This window comes from Streptomyces hundungensis (genome assembly GCF_003627815.1).
Taxonomy (GTDB): Bacteria; Actinomycetota; Actinomycetes; order Streptomycetales; family Streptomycetaceae; genus Streptomyces; species Streptomyces hundungensis_A.
In genome coordinates this window covers 5,244,949-5,264,774 of sequence record NZ_CP032698.1, presented here as the reverse complement: position 1 = coordinate 5,264,774, position 19,826 = coordinate 5,244,949, and the positions used below count along the sequence as shown (strand labels likewise).

The 19,826-nt window shown below is 71.0% G+C and carries 19 protein-coding genes; 8 read left to right on the top strand and 11 right to left on the bottom strand.

Features of this window, described 5'->3' with window-relative positions; translation table 11 throughout:
* Positions 1 to 3: 3 nt before the first annotated feature.
* From DWB77_RS23350 to DWB77_RS23300, 11 genes are all read right to left on the bottom strand, one after another.
* Positions 4 to 951, bottom strand: coding sequence for an NADP-dependent oxidoreductase (locus DWB77_RS23350; RefSeq protein WP_120723105.1), 948 nt, complete (start codon positions 949 to 951; stop codon positions 4 to 6).
* 3 nt (positions 952 to 954) lie between these two features.
* Positions 955 to 1,398 (bottom strand): MarR family winged helix-turn-helix transcriptional regulator, encoded by a 444-nt coding sequence (locus tag DWB77_RS23345; RefSeq protein WP_120723104.1) that lies wholly within the window; start codon positions 1,396 to 1,398, stop codon positions 955 to 957.
* A complete protein-coding gene (locus DWB77_RS23340; protein ID WP_120723103.1) occupies positions 1,395 to 2,117 on the bottom strand; it encodes an HAD family hydrolase in 723 nt (240 codons plus the stop codon). Before DWB77_RS23340 ends, DWB77_RS23345 begins: the two co-directional genes overlap by 4 nt.
* A gap of 83 nt (positions 2,118 to 2,200) precedes the next feature.
* Complete coding sequence (locus DWB77_RS23335; protein ID WP_120723102.1) at positions 2,201 to 2,452, bottom strand: acyl carrier protein; 252 nt, start codon at positions 2,450 to 2,452, stop codon at positions 2,201 to 2,203.
* 43 nt (positions 2,453 to 2,495) lie between these two features.
* Positions 2,496 to 3,509, bottom strand: a complete 1,014-nt coding sequence (locus DWB77_RS23330) for a beta-ketoacyl-ACP synthase III (protein ID WP_120723101.1) — start codon at positions 3,507 to 3,509, stop codon at positions 2,496 to 2,498.
* A gap of 13 nt (positions 3,510 to 3,522) precedes the next feature.
* Positions 3,523 to 4,530, bottom strand: a complete 1,008-nt coding sequence (locus tag DWB77_RS23325; RefSeq protein WP_120723100.1) for an AvrD family protein — start codon at positions 4,528 to 4,530, stop codon at positions 3,523 to 3,525.
* Positions 4,531 to 4,661: 131 nt separating this feature from the next.
* The gene (locus DWB77_RS23320; RefSeq protein ID WP_246033615.1) at positions 4,662 to 6,116 is read right to left on the bottom strand and encodes an MFS transporter; all 1,455 of its coding nucleotides are present in this window, start codon (positions 6,114 to 6,116) and stop codon (positions 4,662 to 4,664) included.
* 51 nt (positions 6,117 to 6,167) lie between these two features.
* Positions 6,168 to 6,959 carry an ATP/GTP-binding protein gene (locus tag DWB77_RS23315; RefSeq protein ID WP_120723099.1) on the bottom strand — a complete coding sequence of 264 codons (792 nt, stop codon included), beginning with the start codon at positions 6,957 to 6,959 and terminating at the stop codon, positions 6,168 to 6,170.
* Between the two features lie 39 nt (positions 6,960 to 6,998).
* On the bottom strand, positions 6,999 to 7,643 hold the full coding sequence (locus DWB77_RS23310; protein WP_162952594.1) for an AAA family ATPase: 645 nt from the start codon (positions 7,641 to 7,643) through the stop codon (positions 6,999 to 7,001).
* Between the two features lie 231 nt (positions 7,644 to 7,874).
* Positions 7,875 to 8,723: an MBL fold metallo-hydrolase gene (locus DWB77_RS23305; protein WP_174248611.1), complete on the bottom strand. Its 849-nt coding sequence runs from the start codon at positions 8,721 to 8,723 to the stop codon at positions 7,875 to 7,877.
* Positions 8,723 to 9,598 (bottom strand): helix-turn-helix transcriptional regulator, encoded by an 876-nt coding sequence (locus DWB77_RS23300; protein WP_120723097.1) that lies wholly within the window; start codon positions 9,596 to 9,598, stop codon positions 8,723 to 8,725. Before DWB77_RS23300 ends, DWB77_RS23305 begins: the two co-directional genes overlap by 1 nt.
* Before the next feature lie 345 nt (positions 9,599 to 9,943).
* Here DWB77_RS23300 and hemA point away from each other — a divergent pair, with 345 nt between their 5' ends.
* The 8 genes from hemA (at position 9,944) to DWB77_RS23260 (ending at position 19,746) form a co-directional block, all read left to right on the top strand.
* The gene (gene hemA / locus DWB77_RS23295; RefSeq protein WP_120723096.1) at positions 9,944 to 11,155 is read left to right on the top strand and encodes a 5-aminolevulinate synthase; all 1,212 of its coding nucleotides are present in this window, start codon (positions 9,944 to 9,946) and stop codon (positions 11,153 to 11,155) included.
* 20 nt (positions 11,156 to 11,175) lie between these two features.
* Complete coding sequence (locus DWB77_RS23290) at positions 11,176 to 12,030, top strand: TauD/TfdA dioxygenase family protein (protein WP_120723095.1); 855 nt, start codon at positions 11,176 to 11,178, stop codon at positions 12,028 to 12,030.
* Positions 12,018 to 12,977: a 3-oxoacyl-ACP synthase III family protein gene (locus DWB77_RS23285; protein WP_120723094.1), complete on the top strand. Its 960-nt coding sequence runs from the start codon at positions 12,018 to 12,020 to the stop codon at positions 12,975 to 12,977. The genes DWB77_RS23290 and DWB77_RS23285 overlap by 13 nt, the downstream gene beginning before the upstream one ends.
* Positions 12,974 to 14,176, top strand: a complete 1,203-nt coding sequence (locus tag DWB77_RS23280) for an ATP-grasp domain-containing protein (RefSeq protein ID WP_120723093.1) — start codon at positions 12,974 to 12,976, stop codon at positions 14,174 to 14,176. Before DWB77_RS23285 ends, DWB77_RS23280 begins: the two co-directional genes overlap by 4 nt.
* Positions 14,173 to 16,092, top strand: a complete 1,920-nt coding sequence (locus DWB77_RS23275) for a phenylacetate--CoA ligase family protein (RefSeq protein ID WP_120723092.1) — start codon at positions 14,173 to 14,175, stop codon at positions 16,090 to 16,092. The genes DWB77_RS23280 and DWB77_RS23275 overlap by 4 nt, the downstream gene beginning before the upstream one ends.
* A 62-nt stretch (positions 16,093 to 16,154) precedes the next feature.
* Positions 16,155 to 17,159: an NADP-dependent oxidoreductase gene (locus tag DWB77_RS23270; RefSeq protein WP_120723091.1), complete on the top strand. Its 1,005-nt coding sequence runs from the start codon at positions 16,155 to 16,157 to the stop codon at positions 17,157 to 17,159.
* Positions 17,156 to 18,406, top strand: coding sequence for an MFS transporter (locus tag DWB77_RS23265; RefSeq protein WP_120723090.1), 1,251 nt, complete (start codon positions 17,156 to 17,158; stop codon positions 18,404 to 18,406). The genes DWB77_RS23270 and DWB77_RS23265 overlap by 4 nt, the downstream gene beginning before the upstream one ends.
* 71 nt (positions 18,407 to 18,477) lie before the next feature.
* Positions 18,478 to 19,746, top strand: a complete 1,269-nt coding sequence (locus DWB77_RS23260) for a PLP-dependent aminotransferase family protein (RefSeq protein ID WP_246033614.1) — start codon at positions 18,478 to 18,480, stop codon at positions 19,744 to 19,746.
* Positions 19,747 to 19,826 lie beyond the last annotated feature (80 nt).

The window sequence follows — 19,826 nt, the reverse complement described above, 5'->3', positions numbered from 1 at the left end:
GGGTCACTTCCCGTCGGTGGTGAAGGTGATCAGCTGACGGCCGCGCAGGCCGCCCTTCTCCAGGTCCCGGTGGGCCCGCCAGGCGTCGGCGGGGTCGAGGACGGCCGCGGTGCGCGGTGTCAGATGGCCGGCGCCGGCCAGCGCGGCCAGTTCGCCGAGCGCCTCCCGCCTGGGTCCGTACTCCAGGACGGAGGCGGTGTGGACGGTGATGTCCCGTTCGGTGGCGGGCTCCGCGGGGCGGCACCGCACCATCTGCCCGCCGTCCCGCACCGCGCCCAGCGCCGCCCCGCCCAGGACCGCGGCATCCACGAGGGCGTCGACGCCGCCGGGGACGGCGCGGCGGTAGGCCTCGATTCCGCCGGAGCGGGGCACCACCACGTCCACGCCGAGCGCCCTGAGCAGGTCGTGGTCGGCGTCGTCGCCGGCGGCGATCACCGTGAGGCCGCGGTGGTGGGCGAGTTGGGCGGTGAATCCGCCCAGGGCGCCGGTGGCGCCGGTCACGGCGAGCGTGGCGCCGGCCGGCAGGTCGAGCAGTGCCAGGCACTGGTGCGCGGTGAGCGCGTTCATGGGCAGACCGGCCGCCGCCACCAGATCGAGCCCGTCCGGGACGGCGACCACGTGCGCCAGGGGCACCACGACGTACTCCGCCTGCGCCCCGCCGTGGGGGGTGAAGGGGTCGACGAACGCCATGACCGGGTCGCCCCGGGTGAATCCGCTCTCCGCCGGAGCCTCGTCGACCAGGCCCGAGACCTCCATCCCCGGCACGTACGGGCCCTCAAGTGCCCCGAGATAGGGGTCCAGTTGGCCCAGGCGCAGCATCACGTCGGCGGGGTTGACGGCGGCGGCGTACGTCTTGATGCGCAGGCAGCCCGGTCCGGGTGTGGGGACCGGTAGCTCCACCACGTCGAGTACCTCGGGGGCACCGTAGCGGGTGACGGCGACGGCTCGCATGGCTCAGCTCTCCTCGTGGTGGTCGGCCGGGCGCGGTGAGAACGCCCCGTCCGGAAGTGATGTGTCGATCGCGCGGGCCAGGGCCGCCCGATAGCCGGGGCGCGCCTCGGCGTACAGCGCACGGCCCTTGTCGGTGACGTGGCCGTGGACGCTGCGCCGGTCGTCGGTGCCCTCCCGCCGGGCCACCAGCCCGTCCCGGGCGAGGCGCTCCATCAGCCGGGAGGTGGACGAGGGGCTCAGACCGACCCGGCCGGCCAGTTCGGTCATGCCCAACTCCCTTGACGCGGCGGCGAGTTGTTCAAGTGCGAGATAGGCGGACAGGGACAGGCCCTGGCGGTCCAGCGCGCGGGCGATCTCGCGGGCCACCCGGGTGCGGATCCTTTGCAGGGCGTGCCACCACGCCAGCTCGCCGGAGGTGGCCTGGCGGTGCGGGGCCGCGACGCTCATGACGCCTTCCTCCCGGTCGCGGCCACCGCCGGGAACAGGTCGAGGGGCGGGGGCGCGGGCTGGGCGGGCAGGTGGCTCCAGTGCGCACGGCGCACGGCGTCCAGGGCGGGGTCCTCGCCGATGAGGACACCGTCGCCGGTCTCCTCCAGCATCGGCAGGTCGGAGAGGTGGTCCCCGTAGGAGACACACCGCTCGGCGGGGATGCCGTAGAAGGCGCACGCCTGCTGTACGGCCTCCGCCTTGGCCGCGCCGATCATCGCGGGCCCGACGAGCTCGCCGGTGTAACGGCCTTCGCTGATACGGGGGTTGGAGCATCGCACGGCATCGGCGCCGAGGTGGGCGGCGATCGGGTCGAGGCAGGCGGGGAAGGACCCGGAGACCAGGACGACGCGGTCGCCGGCCTCCCGGTGCCGGTGCAGGGCCCCCACCACATGCGCGTTGAAGAAGCCCTGCTGGTCGAGTTCGGCGGCCAGCCACCGCTCGCCCAGGGCCGCGACCCGGTCGGCCTCGGCGCCGGCGAAGTTGGCGAAGTAGGCCCGGTTGGTCTCTTCGCGCGGTACGCCGCGGGCGGCCAGCTCCATGATGTGGCGCCGGCGTTGCAGATAGGTGTCCTCGCCGTGGCCCTGGGCGGCCAGGTAGTGGCGCAGGAAGCGGAACAGGCTGGTGGCGTTGGTCAGGGTGCCGTCGACGTCGAAGAACGCGATCCGGGTGCGGCTCATGTCAGTGCTGTCCTGGGTGGGGGTGTGGGGGGATGCGGGCGGGGCGGGCGGGGGGATGCGGCCGCCCCGTTGCCCGGGCCGCGTCAGCCGTGGATGCCGCGCGCGGCGAGGTGGGCGACCGTCTTGGTGACGGTGCCGGCCTCCTGGAGCTCGTCGTCGGTGACTTCGGCGCCGAGCAGCGAGCTGAGCGCGACGGCGAGCTCGACGAGGATCAGCGAGTCGAAGCCCAGGAGCTTGAACTCGGTGTCGACGGTGGTGCCGGCGGGTGCGTCGAACTCGCTGACGAGCAGGTCGAGGATCTGGTCGCTGAGCGGGACGGTGAGGGTCTTGGACATGACGTACTCCTTGGTCGTGAAGGTCGGAGGAAGTGCGGGGAGGTCAGGCGGGGGTGGGGCCGGGCCAGGTGAGCGCGGCCGAGCCCCAGGTCAGTCCGCCGCCGAAGGCGGTGAGCAGCACGCGGTCGCCCGGTGCGAGCAGGCCGGCCGCGCAGGCGTCGGCGAGCGCGAGGGGGATCGAGGCGGCGGAGGTGTTGCCGACCTGGTCGATGTTGATGAAGGCGCGGTCCTCGGGCAGATCCAGCTGTCTGGCCAGGGACTTGAGGATGCGGGCGTTGGCCTGGTGGCCCACCAGCAGGTCGATCTGGTCGGTGGTCCAGCCGACGGCGTCCAGGACGCTGACGGTGGACTGCCGCATGTGGTTGACGGCGGCGGCGAACACCTTCTTGCCCTGCATCGTGAAGTACTGCTCGGCGGGGTCCGGCTCGCCGTGGGTGGCGCGCTGGCGTGAGCCGCCGCCGGGGATGCAGATGAGGTCCTTGTGGGCGCCGTCCGAACCGAGGTGCACGCCCAGGAGCGCGCCCGGCTGGTCGTCCTCGCCGGCCGTCAGGACCACGGCGCCCGCGCCGTCGCCGAAGATGACGGAGGTGGTGCGGTCGGCGGGGTTGAGGATCGTCGAGTACGTCTCGGCGCCGATGACCAGGACCCGGTCGGCGTGCCCGGCGCTGATCTGGGCGGAGGCGACGGCGAGCGCGTAGACGAACCCGGTGCAGACCGCGGAGATGTCGAAGGCGGCGACGGGGCCGAGGTGGAGCCGGGCGGCGACGTCGGGGGCGGTCGCCGGACAGGGCTGGTCGGGGGTGGTGGTCGCCAGTACGACCATGTCCACCACGCCCGGCTCCGGTGCCAGTCCCGCGGACTTCAGCGCGCGGTGACCGGCCTCGACGGCCAGGTCACCGGTGGAGATGCCGGTGTCGGCCCAGCGGCGGCTGCGGATCCCCGTCCGGGTGGTGATCCACTCGTCGGAGGTGTCGAAGCGCTCGGACAGCTCTTCGTTGGTGACCCGGCGCGGCGGCAGATAGCCGCCGAGGCCGGCCAGGACAGCGGTGCGTGCCATGGCGGTGTCTCCTTCAGGAGGCGGGGGCGGCGAGGGCGGGCAGTCGGTGGGCCACGTGGCAGGTCAGCGCCATGCCCGCATATCCGGCCGTGATCTTGGCGGCGCGCCAGACGCCGTCGTCGGTGGGGAGTTCGGTCGGCTTCGCCAGCTCGACCCGCAGACGGCCGTCGTCGGCCGCGTGCGCGGGCACCGGGGAGATGGTGGTGCGGCGCATCCACAGCGTGTTGGAGGTGGCGCGGTCGACGCCGTCGAGCCGGTAGAGCAGGATCTGTCCGAGCTGGAGGCAGGCGGTGAACAGGTCGATCATGGTGGGCGGTTGGGCGGCCGGCCGGGTGCCCTCGATGTCGGTGGTGATGTCGAGGCGGGCGCTGGCGGTGTGGGCCACGCCGTCGGCGCGGATGTCGCGCAGCAGTTGGTGGCGTCCGTGGTGCGAGGCGCCGAACGGGGCGTCGTTCCAGGGGCCGGGCAGGAACTCCGGGACGCCGTAGGTGCCGTCGGATCCGGCCTGGACGGCCGAGTCGGTGTGTTCGGCCTCCACGCGGACGGTCAGCGAGCCGATGCGGCAGTCGGTGACGGTGAGCTGGTGTCCGGGGCGGTCGGCGGGGCCGGTGGCGATGTGCTGGGCGTGGGCGGGGAAGCGGTCAAGGCCGTCCTCGTCGGGCGCGGAGCCGGCCTTGATGCTCAACGACCGTACGACGAAGGAGTCCTGGCGGCCGAGGCCTCGGGTGTGGGCCAGGTAGAGGCCGGTGAGCTGGGCGGCGAAGGCCATCGCGTCGATGGTCGACAGGTGGGGGCGCTGGTGGGATTCGCCCTTGCGGGACCAGGTGCCCGGGATGCGGACGCCCGCGGTGGCGTCGATGCGTCCGGGGATCCCCAGCGCCGTCGGTCTGACGGTGATGTCGGTCAGGACGTGGGTGACCCGTTTGAAGCCCTCACCGAAGAAGCGGTTCTTGCGATCGCCGAGGAATTCGTCGGCCGAGGCGAGGCTCAGGACGTGGGGAAGGACGGCGGTGGCGGTCATGCGCGTGTTCCTCCGAGACGATCCGGTGTGTACGGGTGGTGGTGCGTGGGGGTGGGGTGACGCGGGAGGGGTGGGGGCGGCGGCGCCCGAGGCGGGGGATGACGGGGCGCCGCCGCGTCAGGGGGCGGGTCTCAGACGCGTTCGAGGTCGCGCTCGGGCGTCTGGACCGCGGGGGTGGCCGGGTCGACCGGGGCGGCGGGCTTCTTCAGGTTCAGCACGGCCAGGACGGTCACGGCGATGCCCGCCGCGATGCCCCAGGTGGCGAGGCGGATCCCGTCGGTCAGGTCGGCGGGGTCGGGGGCGTGCTCGCCGGTCTTGCCGGAGGTGAGGGCGATGAGCACGGCGAGGCCGACGGCGCCGCCGATCTGCTGACCGGTGGTGGCGATGCCCGAGCCGATGCCCTGGTCCTCGGCCGGCACACCCGTGGAGGTCGCGGCGAACATCGTGGTGAAGACCATGCCCTGGCCCAGCGAGAGCAGGACGAGCGAGGGGGCGAGCACGGCGTACGAGGCGTGCTGGGAGAGGGACAGGGCGAGTGCGACGGTGCCGACGACACCCATGGCGAGGGCGACGAGCAGCGTCGTGCGGACGCCGAGCCGGGTCGCGGCCTTGCCGCCGATGACGGTGCCGATCAGGACGCAGCCGGACGGCACGACGAAGGCGAAGCCGGTGGCCCAGGCGCTGTAGCCCTGTACGACCTGCCAGAACTGGGTGAGGAAGTAGGCCAGGGCGCCGAAGGTGGCCATGAACAGGAAGGTGATGACGCTGCCGGTGGACAGGTTGCGGTTGGCGAAAAGGCGTAGCGGGACCAGCGGGGAGCGGGTCTTGGACTCCACGGCGAGGAAGGTCGCGAACAGCGCGGCGGAGACCAGCAGGGACGTGACGATCAGCGGGGAACCCCAGCCGGAGGCCGGCCCCTGGACCAGGGCGAACACCAGCAGGGTGGCGGCCACGGTGGCGCTGAGGGCGCCCGGCAGGTCGAAGGAGCCGTTGCGCGAGGAGGACGTCTTGGGCAGCAGGAACAGGGCGGCGACGGTCGCGGCACCGGCCAGCAGGACGTTGACGTAGAACACCGAGGACCAGCCGAAGGTCTCGGTCAGCAGGCCGCCGAGGATCGAGCCGAGCACCATGCCGGAGCCACCGGCGCCGCCCCAGATCGCCAACGCCCGGTTGCGCTCGGCGCCTTCGGCGAACAGGGTCGTGACCAGGGAGAGCGTGGCCGGGGCGAGGAAGGCGCCGCCGAGGCCCTGCACGGCGCGGGCCGCGATGAGCAGCCAGGGCTCGGTGGCGAGACCGCCGGCCAGCGAGGACGCGGCGTACAGGAACAGGCCGAGGACGAACATGTTCTTGCGGCCGAAGAGGTCGGTGGCCCGCCCGCCGAGCAGGAGGAAGCCGCCGAACGCCACGGCGTACGCCGACACGATCCACTGGAGGTTCTGGGCCGAGAAGCCCAGGTCGCTGCCGATCTCCGGCAGGGACACGAAGACGATGTTGTAGTCGATCGCGATGATCATCTGGGCGAAGGCCAACAGGGCCAGTACGGCTCCCAGTCGGCGCGGCTTGGTGGGCACGCTGAGGGTGGACACGCCGGTGTTCCTTACTGCGGTGGGGTGGGCGGGCTCGGAGGTGTGCGGGGGTCAGTAGCGCAGGGCGTAACCGATCCGTCGGCCCAGGGACTTCTGCCGCTGGGCCTCGTGGAACCGGGCGTCGGCCTTCAGGTCCTCGATGTCGGCGGTCACGCGCCGCTTGGCCTCCTCGATCGCCTCGTCGATGGGAACCACCACGGGCAGGTCGAAGAGTTCGACGATCTTCTCGATGCGCTCGGGGACCGGTCCGCCGACGACGTGGTACGGGATTCCCATGTCGGCGAGGGCCTTGATGAGCAGGTCGTCGGAGAGGCGGCGGAACTTCTCCGAGACGGGACGGTGGCCGTCGGGCTCCATGTCGAACTCGACGGGCAGGTGCACATAGGCGTCGTAGGTGCGCTTGGCGCGGTCACGGGTGATGTCGCCGAGGGTGTCGGTGTAGCGCTGGTAGAAGTGCTTGACCGGCAGCCCCATGACCTGCTTGATGGCCTTGAACCACCAGGTGGCGCCGGGGTTGATGCCCACCTGCATACGGGCTTCGAAGTAGACCCACTCGTGGAAGACACCGCCGTCGGAGATGAAGGCGCCGGTACCGGACTCGTTGGCGACGCGTTCCTCGAAGCGCCGCAGCCCGAGCTTGACCAGCTCCATGGCGTTGAGCTCCATCACCGTCTTGCCGGGGACCAGGTCGACGAGGAGCTCGCGCGAGGTCTTGGCGTGGGTGCGGGGAATGCCGGTGGCGATCGACAGGGCCTCGGTGGTCGTGGACTTTCCGGTCGAATACGTTCCGGATATCGCCAGCTTGAGATTCGGGTTGTCGCTGAACTTCGGAGTTTCCAGCATGGTCGGTCTCGCCTCGTCTAGGGGGAAGTTCGGGGGCAGTCAGCTGTGCGCGGCGCGGATGGCTTCTTCGGTGTCCATCACGGGCGTGAGACCGGTGAGGGCGACGACCTTCTCAAGCCGCTCGGCCAGTGGGCCCGTCACCGTGTGCACGGGAATTCCGCTTTCGTGCAGGGCGGGCAGCATGAGTTCGTCGGACAGACTCCGGAACGCCTCGTTGACGGGCGGGTTGTCCTCGGCCAGGCCGAACTCGATCGGCAGGTGCACGAAGTGCTGGTAGGTCCGCTTGGCGTGGCGTGCGGCCAGGCGCCCGATGTGGTCGGCCACGTCCTCGTAGGCGCGGGTCACCTCGTTGCGGTAGCGCCGGCGCAGGTCCTGGGCGGTGCCGGGGTAGGAGCCGACGACCAGGCGGAGCTTGGCGTAGACCCACTCGTGCAGGACCGAGCCGTCGGAGATGAATCCGGTGGCGCAGGCCTGTTCGCCGAGCAGCCGCTCCGCGTAGCGGTTGACGGTCAGCTGGAGGACTTCGCCGTCGGTCCAGTTGTGGACGGAGTGGCCTTCGCCGCCGATCGGTTCACGCATGGGAGTGCCCTGCGTGCGGGGAATTCCGGTCAGGTGGGAAAGCGCGAGGGACAGGGCCGTCTTGCCCGATCCGTAAGCGCCGGTGATTGCGATCTTTGAACTCACGAGATGATCGTTGCAGTCGCACGCACCTGTTCCCAGACTGCGGTGACCACATGACCAGCCACCATATGACCGTCACCAACAGCCAGTTCGGGGCGGCCGCCGGGAAAACACCGGTACCCGCATCAGGAACTCCTGATGCGGGGAAAATGAACAACCGGCGGACGAGCTGAATGCGCGAACTCGTCACATGACCAAGGTGAGTCGAATACGCCAAATAAAGGGGGCGTCCCGTCAGGTGAGGGGTTCCCAGTTATAGGTGGAGCCGTCCGCCGTCAGCTGTCCGAAGGGGACGTCGGCGAAGTGGTTGGCGAAGGCGAGGGTGCCGGGCCGGGCCAGTTCCGTGAGCACCGCTCGGCGCGTGTCGACACCGGCCTCGGGTCGGGCGTCCATGGTGACCCGCCAGTGGGGGTTGGCCAGTTGGGCCGGGGTGTGGAAGACGTCTCCGAAGGCGATCAGCCGCTGGGGGCCTGCGGAGATCACGTAGCAGGTGTGGCCGGGGGTGTGCCCCGGCGTCAGCCAGGCGGTGACCCCGGGGAAGATCTCCTCGCCGTCGCCGATGCGCCGGATGCCGGTGGTGGGCCGCGTGGGCCAGGACGCCCACTCGGGTGCCGAGGCGATGAGCGTCGCCGAGGCGAGCAGGGCCGGCCGCGGCCGGTCCCGGCTCAGGGCCCAGCCGAAGTGGTCGTCGTGCAGATGGGTGAAGGCGACCGCCTCGATGTCGGCCGGGGTGCGTCCGGCCGCCTCGATGGAAGCGGCGAGACCGCCGCCCGCCAGCCGTCCCAGGCTCGGGTGGGTGTGGGCGGCGGGGATGTCGTACGGGCCGAAACCGGCGTCGATGAGTAGACAGCGGCCGCGGTACTCGACGAGCAGGGCGCCGATGGAAGCGCTGAGGAACCCGGCGCCGTCCAGCAACTCCCCCGCCGGCGCCGACCAGTGGGCGGACCCGGCCTCGGGGAACCAGGCACGGGGGTCGAGCTGTACGGCTCCGTCGGGCAGATAGGTGAGCCGGTACTCGCCCAGGCGCAGGGTGTGGGCGGTGGTGGCCGCGCTGTTCCAGCGGGTCGCGGGGATCGTCTTCATCAGGCCGCCACCTCCAGGGCGGACGCGTCGCGGGCCGTCAGGGGGAGCCGGAGGTTCTTGAGTGCCTCCGCGGTCCCCGATCCCGCGATCGGGTGGAAGACCGTCAGGCGCAGGGCGATGCGGTCGGTGAAGTCGAGGGTGGTGCGCTTGAAGTGCAGTTCACCGGTGTGCGGGTGGTGCAGCAGGGCCGGTCCGCAGGCGTCCTCGGCCACCTCGCGCAGCTCCCACAGACGGGCGAACTCCGGGCTTTCGTGGGTGAGTTGGCGCAGCAGCGTCTTCATGCGGGGCTCTTCGAGATGGTTGACCGCCTGGCCCCGGAAGCGGGCGACGGCCTCCTGCGCGTCGGTGTCCCACCGGGGGTGGCGTGCGGGGGTGTCCGTGCTGGTGAAGAGCTCCCACAGCAGGTTGTCCGAGTCCTGAATGCCCAGCAGCGCCTCGGCGGCGACGTTGGCCACCACGATGTTCCACTGGCGGTCGGCGATGTACGCCGGGTAGCTCCCCCAGTTGTCGACGAAGGGCCGGAACGACTCCGGGTCGGTGATCTGCTCCCGGGCGGTGTACGAGGCGTCGACCCCGGCGAGCTGGCGCAGATAGACGCGCTGGCTCTCCGGCAGGCGCAGGGTGCGCGCGATGGCGTCGAGCACTTCGCCGGAGACGTTCTCCGCGCGGCCCTGCTCGATCCAGGTGTACCAGGACACGCTGACCCCGGCGAGCAGGGCGACCTCCTCCCGGCGCAGGCCCGGCGTGCGGCGGGTACCGGCATCGGGGAGACCGACCTGGCCCGGTGTCACTTCCGCGCGCCTGGCAGCGAGGAACCGGCCGATTTCGATGTGCTGGGGCGACAGTGGCTCAGGGCCCGAGGGACGCTGCTTCATGCCGAGGACGGTAGGGAGACACCGGCGCACGCATCAACGCCCACACCCGCCCCCCGGCGGCTCAAGCCGGCCTCGACCGCCGGTCGACTCCCCCGTACGACTGCCCTGACCTGCGGTGATGCGGATCCCCTTCGGCGACATCCAAGAGTTGCCGCGATCCCTGAGCGTGGTGATTGTGGCAAGTCCGCCGCGTGGCAGCGCTGTTCGCCCGCACACGCCCACCGGCCGGCGAGGGGCGCCGTGGGTGGTGGCAGCACACATATGTCCGGTGCGCACTGGTTGGTCCGGGCGCCCTGTTCGACAGTGAAGTCACCAAGGAAGCCACCGAGTTGAGAGGACTTCGCGGTGACCCCAATCGTCGCTGAAAAGGCGCCCAGCGCGTTCGTGGACTTGCAGGACACCCTGGACCGGCTGAAAGCGGACGGCCTGTACCGCGAGTTCATCCCCTGCTCCTACCTCGCCGAGGACCGCGGGCACGCCCTGCACCAGGGGCGCCGGATCCAGGTCTGGTGCACCAACGACTACCTGGGCATGAGCCAGCACCCCGACGTCATGCAGGCGCAGATCGCCTCCACGCTGCGCCACGGCACCGGCAACGGCGGCTCCCGCAACATCGCCGGCACCAGCGAGGCCCATGTGGAGCTGGAGCGGCGGCTGGCCGACTGGCACGGCATGGCGCGGGCCCTGGTGTTCACCAGCGGTTACGTCGCCAATGTGGAGACGCTGTCCACGCTGCTGAAGGCGGTGCCGCAGACGGTCGTCTTCTCCGACGCGCTCAACCACCGCTCCCTCATCGAGGGCGTCCGGGCGTCGGGCAACACCAAGCACATCTTCGCCCACAACGACCTCGCCGACCTGGAGCAGGCCCTCGCCTCGTACCCGTCGGACCGGCCGAAGCTGATCGTGTTCGAGTCGGTGTACTCAATGGACGGCGACATCGCGCCCATCGCGGAGATCTGCGACCTCGCCGAGCGGTACAACGCGCTGACCTACCTCGACGAGACGCACGCCATCGGAGTCAACGGCGCCACCGGGGCCGGGATCTGCGAGGAGATCGGCGAGAGCCGGGTCACCTTCGTGCAGGGCGTGTTCGGCAAGGCCGTGGGCACCACCGGCGGCTATGTCGCGGGCCCCGACACGGCCCTCGACTATGTGCGCTCGCACGCCCCCGGGTTCATCTTCACCACCACGATCCCCCGCTCCAGCCTGGACGCCACCCTCATGAGCCTGAGCGTGCTCCAGGGCCCGGAAGGGGTGCGGCTGCGCCAGGAGTTGCGCGCCAACGCCGACCTGATGCGCCGACGGCTGCGCGAGAGCGGCATCGACTTCGTCTCCGCCCCCACCCACCTCGTCCCCGTCCTGGTGCCGGGCGGCGAGCGGGTCAAACGGATCTCGCAGCGGCTCCTGCACGAGTTCGGCATCTACGTCCAGCCCATCAACTTCCCCTCGGTGGCACGGGGCGGTGAGCGCTTCCGCGTCACCGTCGCCCCCTTCCGCACCCCCGAACAGATCGACCGGTTCGTCCAGGCGCTCGCGCTGTGCCTGGCCGACGACTGACCCCCTGAAGGAGACATCCCATGCAGACCGCCCACCTGACCCCGTTCATCGGCACCGAGCTGACCGGCGCCACCTATGAGGACCTGCTGCGCCCGGAGGTGTGGGAGGAGATCGTCCGGCAGCTGCACGAGCGTGAGCTGTTCGTCGTACGCGGCCTGGACATCACCCCCGAGCAGCAGATCGAGCTCGCCAGCCGCCTCGGCAGGCCCAAGCCGTTCCTCATGGCCAAGTACCGCCACCCCGAGCACGAGGAGATCATGATCTCCTCGAACGCGACCAACAAGGGCAAGCCGGTCGGCGTCGCCCGCGTCGGCAACTTCTGGCACCAGGACTCCTCGTACCAGAAGGACGCGGCTCCGTACACGATGCTCCACGGCGTGCAGGTGCCGGGCACCAGCGGCCACACCCTCTACGCCAACGCCTGCGACGTGTACGACCGCCTGCCCGAGGAGTGGAAGGCCAAGGTCGAGGGCCGTACCGCGGTCCACACCGTCACCAAGCGCCAGCGCATCGCCCCCGAGCACGCGGGGCTCTCCATCGCCGAGTTCAAGGCGCTGGTGGAGTTCGAGCACCCGATGGTCGAGCACCCGCTGGTCAAGACGGACCCCGGCACGGGACGGCGCTACATCTACGGCGCCCCGGAGTACCTGGACCGCGTGATCGGTTTCGACGCCAACGAGAACGAGGCGTTCTTCGCGGTGCTCGACCAGCTCATCCAGGACCCCGCGCACGTCTACACCCACCGGTGGACCCCCCGCGACCTGGTGATCTGGAAGACCGAGACGACGTATCACGCGGCGACCGCGATCGAGCCGGGCGTCGACCGCACGGTGCACCGCGTCAGCATCGAGGCGAGTGGCTCGTGGGAGGCATAGTCGACTTCGACGTGTGCTTTCCCTCCGCGACGGCCGACATCCACGACATGCATGTCGCCTCGGGTGTCGCCGTCGCGGACCTGGCGGCCATCACGCACACGGAAAGCTTTCCCGTCCTCGCCCCCGACGAGCAGTCCTGGCAGCTCGCCCACCGGGCCGCCGTCCGGCTCCTGGACCGGGTGGAGGTGGAACGCGGCGCGATCCGTCAGGTGATCTACGCGGGATCCGGCGAATGGGACGCCCCGTTCTGGTCGCCGGCCGCCAAGGTCGCCCATGAACTGGGCATCGAGAACGCGCACTGTTTCGAGATAACGAACTTCTGCAATGCCGGCCTCACCGCCATGTGGCTGGCGACGGAGAGCCGAAACCTGAAGCCGGGCGAATACACCTTGGTCCTCATGGGAGACCGGCTGAGCCAGATGTTGGATTACAGTGACCCGGATTCCAAGGCCCTGTTCAATTTTGGCGATGCGGGCGCGGCGGTTCTGCTGGCGCACCACGATCTCTCTTTCCGGCTCCTCCACTCCGAGATGCGCACCGATCCGAGCTGGGTGGACTACTACAAGGGCGAGACACGCGAGGGCCGGGTCGTCATCCGGCGCGGCCCCCACCGGCGGGGCCTGGCCGACGCCTACGTAGAGAACTTCACGAGGCTCGTCGGCGAAACCCTGCGCACCCTGGAACGCGACGTATCCGACGTCTCGTATTTCCTCATCAACCAGGGCGACAAAAGCATGCACGAGCGGATGCTGGACAACCTGGGAATTCCGGCGGACCGCAGCGTCTTCAATTACGACCGGCTCGGCCACATGGGCGGAGCCGACACCCTCATCGCCTTGCAGGACCTCGTCGAACAGCGCCGGCTGCGACGTGGCGATCTGATCCTGCTCGCCACCAGCTCCATGGGATTCACCTGGGGCATCACCGCCTTGGAGTACTCAGGATGAAGATCCTCATCATCCACCAGGTTCCTTATCGGAAGATCGCCTATCACCGCGGCGTCGACCACGACCGGCACGAGGTGACCTACATCGGCCGGGCCCGGGACATCCGGGAGGTGCCCGACGAACTGCGGTGCGTACGCCTGGTCCTGGACGACGGCGAGGACCTGGTGGCCGGGATCACCGCCCGCACCTCACCCGCCGACGGCTACGACAAGGTGCTGTCGCTCTCCGAGTTCGGCATCCTGGAGGCCGCGCGGGTCCGGGCGCACCTGGGCCTGCCCGGCCCCGCGCGGGACGTCCTGGAGCGGGTCCGCGACAAGGTGGCGATGAAGCGGGCACTGGCCGGCTCCGGCATCCGCCACCCGCGCTTCGTGGCCGCTCCGCCCGCCGACGGGGTCCTGCCGTGGAGCGGACGTACGGTTCTGAAGCCGCGTCAGGGAGCGTCCAGCGAGGGCGTGTTGGTGCTCGACAGCGCCCAGGAGGCGGTGTCCGTCCACGGCGCGCTGCCGCGGCCCGAGGAGTACCAACTGGAGGAGCACATCGATGGTGCGATCCTGCACGCGGACGGACTGCTGAAGGACGGCCGGCTGTTTGAGCTGTCGGTGAGCCGTTACGTCAACAAGCCGGTGCAGTACGCCGACGGCACGCCGCTCGGCTCGCACCAGATCCCCGTGACCGAGGAACACCGCCGTTTCGTCGACGGGGTCGTCGAGGCCCTGGGCATCGACGAGGGCTGCATCCACCTGGAGTTGTTCCACACCGCGGACGATTCGTTCGTCTTCCTGGAGATCGCCAACCGGGTGGGCGGCGCCGGCGTCGTCACCGCCCATGAGCGCCACACGGGCATCCATCTCCCCTCCCACGAGATCGCCGTGCGGCTCGGTACCGACCGCCCCAAGTCCCAGGCGCCCAGCGGCCGTTACCACGGCTGGCTGGCCTTCCCCGGCCACCATCTCCCGCAGGATCACGGCCACCGCATCGAGGTGCCCCGCGCCCTGCGCGAACACCCCTGTGTGGAGCGCGTCCACGTCCTGGCCCCGGGGGACCCGCTCCCGGACCACATCACCTACCAGGAGTGGGAGGTGCCCGTCTTCATCGAGGCCTCCCACCCCGATCCCGAGGTGCTCGGCGCGTTCCTGCGCGCGTGCGCCGAGGCCGTCACCGTCCACTCCGCCGCCGTCCCGACCGGGAGCCCGTCATGAGGTTCTACCCCACCGACCTGCTGCTTGCCGTGGAGCACGCGGAAGCCTCGCTGCGCACCGACCCGGCCTCGGCGCTCGGCCACCTCCTTGAGGAGTCCGGCTGGAGCGAGCTCTCCGTCCTCTTCGACAGCACCGCGCTCGCGGCCGCCCTCGACGAGGCGCTCGGCGGGTTGAGCCAGTTCCCCTGGCGGCCGATGACCGACACCGACGACGTGTGGCGTCACGACCCGGCCGGTCTGGTCGCCCTCGACGACGACGCGGCCGGCCCCACCCTGCGTGGGCTCCTGCTGGCCTGGGCGCTCGGCAACGACGTGGTTCTGCGCACCGCGCGGCCCGAGCCGTGGGAGGCGCTGATCGCGCTGCTGCGGGAGGCGGGCGTGCCGCTGCCGGGCGCCCGCACCGCGCCGCTCGACACTCCCGTGGACGGCGCGCGGCACATCCGGGTGCCCGACCTCGTGGTGGAGGGCGACGGCCCGGCCGCCGACGGCGAACTGTTCGTCCGGGCGCCCCGGCCGGGCAGCGCGGCCATCCGCATCCAGGGCGCACCGGGCCTGGACGGGCTGCCGAGCCCGGTCGCCGCACTGGACTGCCGCTCCCCCTGGTTCCAGGAGCTCTTCACCGCCACCTATCTGGCCGGCACCACCTTGGCCCGGGCCCGCGACGACGACCCCCAGCGGGCCGCCCGCCTCGACGCGCGGCTGCGCTATCTGGTGGGCCGGGCCCGCCGCACCCCGCACTACCGCGACCTGCCCCAGGTGAACGGCACCGCCGACCTGGTCCGGCTGCCGATCCTGGACAAGCACACACTGGAGAAGGTCTCGCTGCCGCGCGACCGCGGCCTGTCCAGCGGCGCCCTGCCCTCCGGCGAGGTCCTGCGCAGCGGCGCCTCCAGCGGTGAACCGCGCTACATCGTGTACTCCCGTACGGACTGGGAGAACATGGTGCGCGAGGCGATCCCGCTGATGCGCTCGCTGGGCGTGCGCAACGGCGACCGGGTCGTCAACACCCTGATGGGCGGCGGCCTTTACGGGGGCTTGATCACCACCAGCAGCGAGCTGACCCGGATGCCCGTGGAGGCCTACTCGGCCGGGCAACAGATCACCGCCGACCTGCTGCTGATGCTGGTGCGCGACTTCTCCGCGAACGTCCTGCTCGGCATGCCCGCGCTGATCCTCCCGCTGCTGCGGGAGGCCAAGCAGCTCGACCCGGCGCTGCGCATCGAGAAGGTCGTCTACGGCGGCACCCCGATGACGGAGTCCGACAAGCAGTGGCTGCGCACCGAGCTCGGCACCGAGGTGATCTCCAGCATCCTGGCCGCCAACGACGGCGCCCAACTCGGCCACCAGTGTGCCCACATGGGGCGCACCCTCCACCACATCAACGACGACTACAACCTGATCGAGGTCGTCGACGACGACGGCCGGCCGGTGCCGGACGGGCAGAGCGGCCATCTGCTGATCACCAGCATGCAGAAGTTCGAGGGGCCGCTGATCCGCTACCGCATCGGCGACGTGGGACGCGTCAGCCAACGCGACTGCGCCTGCGGGGTGTCGGGGCGGGTCCTGGAGTACCTCGGCCGCAGCGACGGGCAGATCAAGGTCAAGGCCTGGACGGTTCACTACGGTGAACTGCTCGACGCACTGGAGAAGTTCCAGATCTCCCAGCTCCAGGCGGAGATCCAGACCTGTGACGGCACGGAGACCCTGATCGTGCGCACCGAGGCCCCGCACGAGCTGGACCCCGACGCCCTGCACGCGTTCCTCACGGGGGCGCTGCCCGTCCTCAGCCACCTCCAGGTCTTCGACGACGGCCTGAAGGTCTTCGAACTCCGCGTCGAGTGCCACCCCGAAGGCGCGCTGGACCGCAACCCGGTCAGCGGAAAGATCAAGACGGTGATCGACCGCCGCCTCGACTGACCTTCCCCCCGGCCTCGCCCACCCGCCGTACCGCGCCCGACCGGCGCCGCTTGGAGCCCCCCATGTCCCTTGCCCCTCGCAACACCCTCGTCCACCAGGTGCGCCGCCCTAACGGCCGGCCCACCCCCCAGGACTTCGCCTTCGTGACGGAGGCCGTCCCCACGCCCGGCCCCGGCACCGCCCTCGTCGAGAATCTGCTGCTCTCCGTCGACCCGTACATGCGCGAGTGCATGGACGGCGACTGGGAGCTCGGCGTCCCGCTGGAGGGCCGTTCGATCGGCCGGGTCACCGCCTCGGCCACCCCCGAGTACCGCGAAGGCGATCTGGTCCTGCACCGGCACGGCTGGCGCACCCATGCGCTGATCGCGCCGGGTGAGGCCCGGGTGCTGCCGCAGGTCGACGGCGTGGACCTGTCGGCCTTCCTGGGCATCCTCGGCGGCACCGGCCTCAGCGCGTATGTGGCGCTGACCCGGGTGGCCCGGCTCCGGGCCGGGGAGAGCGTGTTCGTCTCGGCGGCGGCAGGCGGAGTGGGCAGCGCGACCGGTCAGATCGCCCGCCTCCTCGGCGCGGCGCGGGTCGTCGGCAGCGCCGGTTCGGCCGCCAAGGTGGCTTATCTGACCGAGGAGTTGGGCTTCGACGCGGCCTTCGACTACCACGACGGGCCCCTCGCGGAGTCGCTCGCCCGGGCCGCACCCGACGGCTTCGACGTCTACGTGGACAACGTGGGCGGCGACCACCTGGAGGCCGCGATCGGCGGGCTGCGCGAGTACGGCCGGATCGCCTGGTGCGGGGCCATCTCACAGTACAACGCGACCGAGCCGCCCGCCGCCCCGCGCAATCTGTTCGACCTGGTCGAGAAGAGCATCCGGCTCGAAGGCTTCCTGGTCCGCAACCACCGTGCCGTACAAGGAGAGTTGGAGGAGTTCCTCATCCCCCACCTGATCAACGGGACCGTCGTCGATCCCCAGACGGTCACCGACGGGTTCGACGGGATCGTGGACGCCTTCCTCGGCATGCTGGACGGCCGCAACCTCGGCAAGGCCACCGTACGGCTGGGGCTCGCATGATCTGGCGGGACGGCATCGCGCGCACCATGCTCGGCTCGATGCTCATCTCCAGCATCGGCATGGGCCTGTACACCCTGGCCCTGGGGCAGACCCTGTTCCATCTGACCGGTGACGCCCAGGCGTTCGCCGTCATCTTCGCCCTCCAGGGCCTGGGCGCGGTGCTCGTCCTGCCGTTCTCCGGCCCCCTGGTGGACGCCCTGGACTCCCAACGGGTCTACCTGGCGTGCAGCGTGCTGCGCTCGGCGACGGTCGCGCTGATCTTCACCGTGTCGACCCTGCGGATCGGCAACCCGGTGGCGGTGATCGGCACGGCCGCGGTCTTCCTCGCCGTCTTCGACAACGTCCAGCGCACCGCGTTCTTCAAGTTCACCGCCCACCGCATCGACAGCACCCGCGCGGTGGCCTTCAACAGCATGATCGGCATCGCGATCCAGACCGGGCGGCTCGCGGGCATGGCCGCCCTCGGCCTGGTCCTGCTGGTGGGCACCCCCACCCAGGCCCTTCTGGTCGACGTGGCGATGTCCCTCGTCGCGGCGGGGGTCGTCTCGACCCTGCCCCGCGACACGACCGCCTCCGTGGGCGGCGCGCAACTGCCTTCACTGCGCGGGGCGTTGGGCGGGATGGTGGCGGACTGGCGCCAACTGTTCCGCCGGCACCGCTCGGAGCTGGTCGTCTTCGGCATGATCGCGATGTGCGCGGGCGACTTCGTGTTCTCCTACAGCCTGAGCACCCTGGTGGTCCCCCTCGTGGACGCCCACTACGGCGCGGCGTCCTGGGTGGTGTCCGCCCTGGAGGCCACGTTCGGCGCCGGAATGATCACGGCGACGTTCTTCACCCGCTTCACCGTGCGGCAGGCCCTGTTGCCGGGGTGGGTCGCGCTCCAGGGCCTCCTGGCGGCCGCGCTCGCCTTCTCCGGTTCGCCGTGGCTGCACTTCCCCGCGTACTTCCTGGCGGGCTACGCCAACCTCAACACCATCACCTGGCTGTTGACCTCCCTCCAGCAGCACGCCGCGGCCGGTGACAAGGCGAAGATGGCCTCCCTGCGGCTGCTGGCGATCGGCATCGGCACGGCCGCGCTGATGCCCCTGCTGGGCGCCGCCTCGCGCGTCTCCCTGACCGCGGCCTACCTCACCGCGGCGGCCACCTCGGTGCCGTTCCTCGTCTGCGCCGTGTGGGCGGCCCTCCGCTTCCGCCCGGGCACCAAGACACCCGCCCCGGCGCCCGCACCCGCCCTGTCCCGCACCTGAACTCCCATGACCCGCACGGCAGTTGGGCACCCGACCTGAACTCCCGTCGCCCTCACGCCGAAGGAGCCGTGATGTCCCCGCAGACTCCCGCCCCGCAGACCGACCCGCCCCGCTGGGCCGGCGCGTTCGCCGACCGCACCCGGCGGATGGTGCCCTCCGAGACCCGCGCCCTGTTCTCGATGGCCTCCCGCCCCGACGTGGTCTCGCTGGCCGGTGGCATGCCCAGCCCCGAGGCCCTGCCCGTCAAGGTCATGGGTACGGTCCTCGGCGAGGTCCTGGAACGGTACGGAGCCGACGCCCTCCAGTACGGCTCGGCGCAGGGAGAGGCGGGTCTGCGCGAGCGGATCTGCCAGGTGATGGCCGCCGAGGGCATCGCCGCGACCCCGGACGAGGTGATGGTCACCGTCGGCTCCCAGCAGGCCCTCGACCTGGTCACCCGCATCTTCGTCGACCCGGGCGACACCGTGGTGGCCGAGGCGCCCACCTATGTCACCGCCCTCAGCACCTTCGCCGCCCACCAGGCGCGCGTCGTCCAGGTGCCCGTGGACCACGACGGCGTGGTCCCCCAGGCCCTGGAGGAGACGTTCGCCCTGCTCGCCGCCGAGGGCAGGCCCGCGAAGTTCTTCTACACCGTGCCCACCTTCCACAACCCCACCGGCGTCGTGCTCTCCGCCGCCCGGCGGCCCGAGGTCCTGGAGATATGCCGGCGCGCCGGGGTGCTCGTCCTGGAGGACAACCCGTACGGGCTGCTGCACTTCGGGGACCGGCCCGAGCGTGCGCTGCGCGCCGACGACCCCGACGGCGTGGTCTACCTCGGGTCGTTCTCCAAGACCCTCGCCCCCGGTCTGCGCGTGGGCTGGGTGCTGGCCCCCCGGGGGATCATGGACAAGCTCGTCCTGGCCGCCGAGAGCGCCATGCTCTCCCACTCCCTCCTGGCCCAGCGCGCCGTCGACCACTACCTGTCCACCCAGTCCTGGCAGAGCCACCTCACGGCGGCCCGGGACACCTACCGCGAGCGCCGTGACGCGATGCTGCACGAGCTCACCGCCCTGATGCCGCACGGCGTGCACTGGACCGTGCCGCAGGGCGGGTTCTTCGTCTGGATGACCCTGCCGTCCGGGATGGACAGCAAGGCCCTGCTGCCCCGCGCCGTCGCCGGCGGCGTCGCCTACGTCCCGGGCACCGGCTTCTCCACCGCGGGCGGCGAGCGGCACCTACGGCTCTCCTTCTCGCATCCCACCCCGCGACGCATCCGCGAGGGCGTACGCAACCTGGCGGCCCTGTTGCATGCGGAGACGGAACAAGTTCCCCTGAGAGCACGGCAGTTGACGCCCTGCTGAGCCATCACGTCTCAGTACGCCCCGCTGAGCCATCACCTTTCAGTACGCCCCACCTCCAACGCCCCCCGACGGCGCCACCC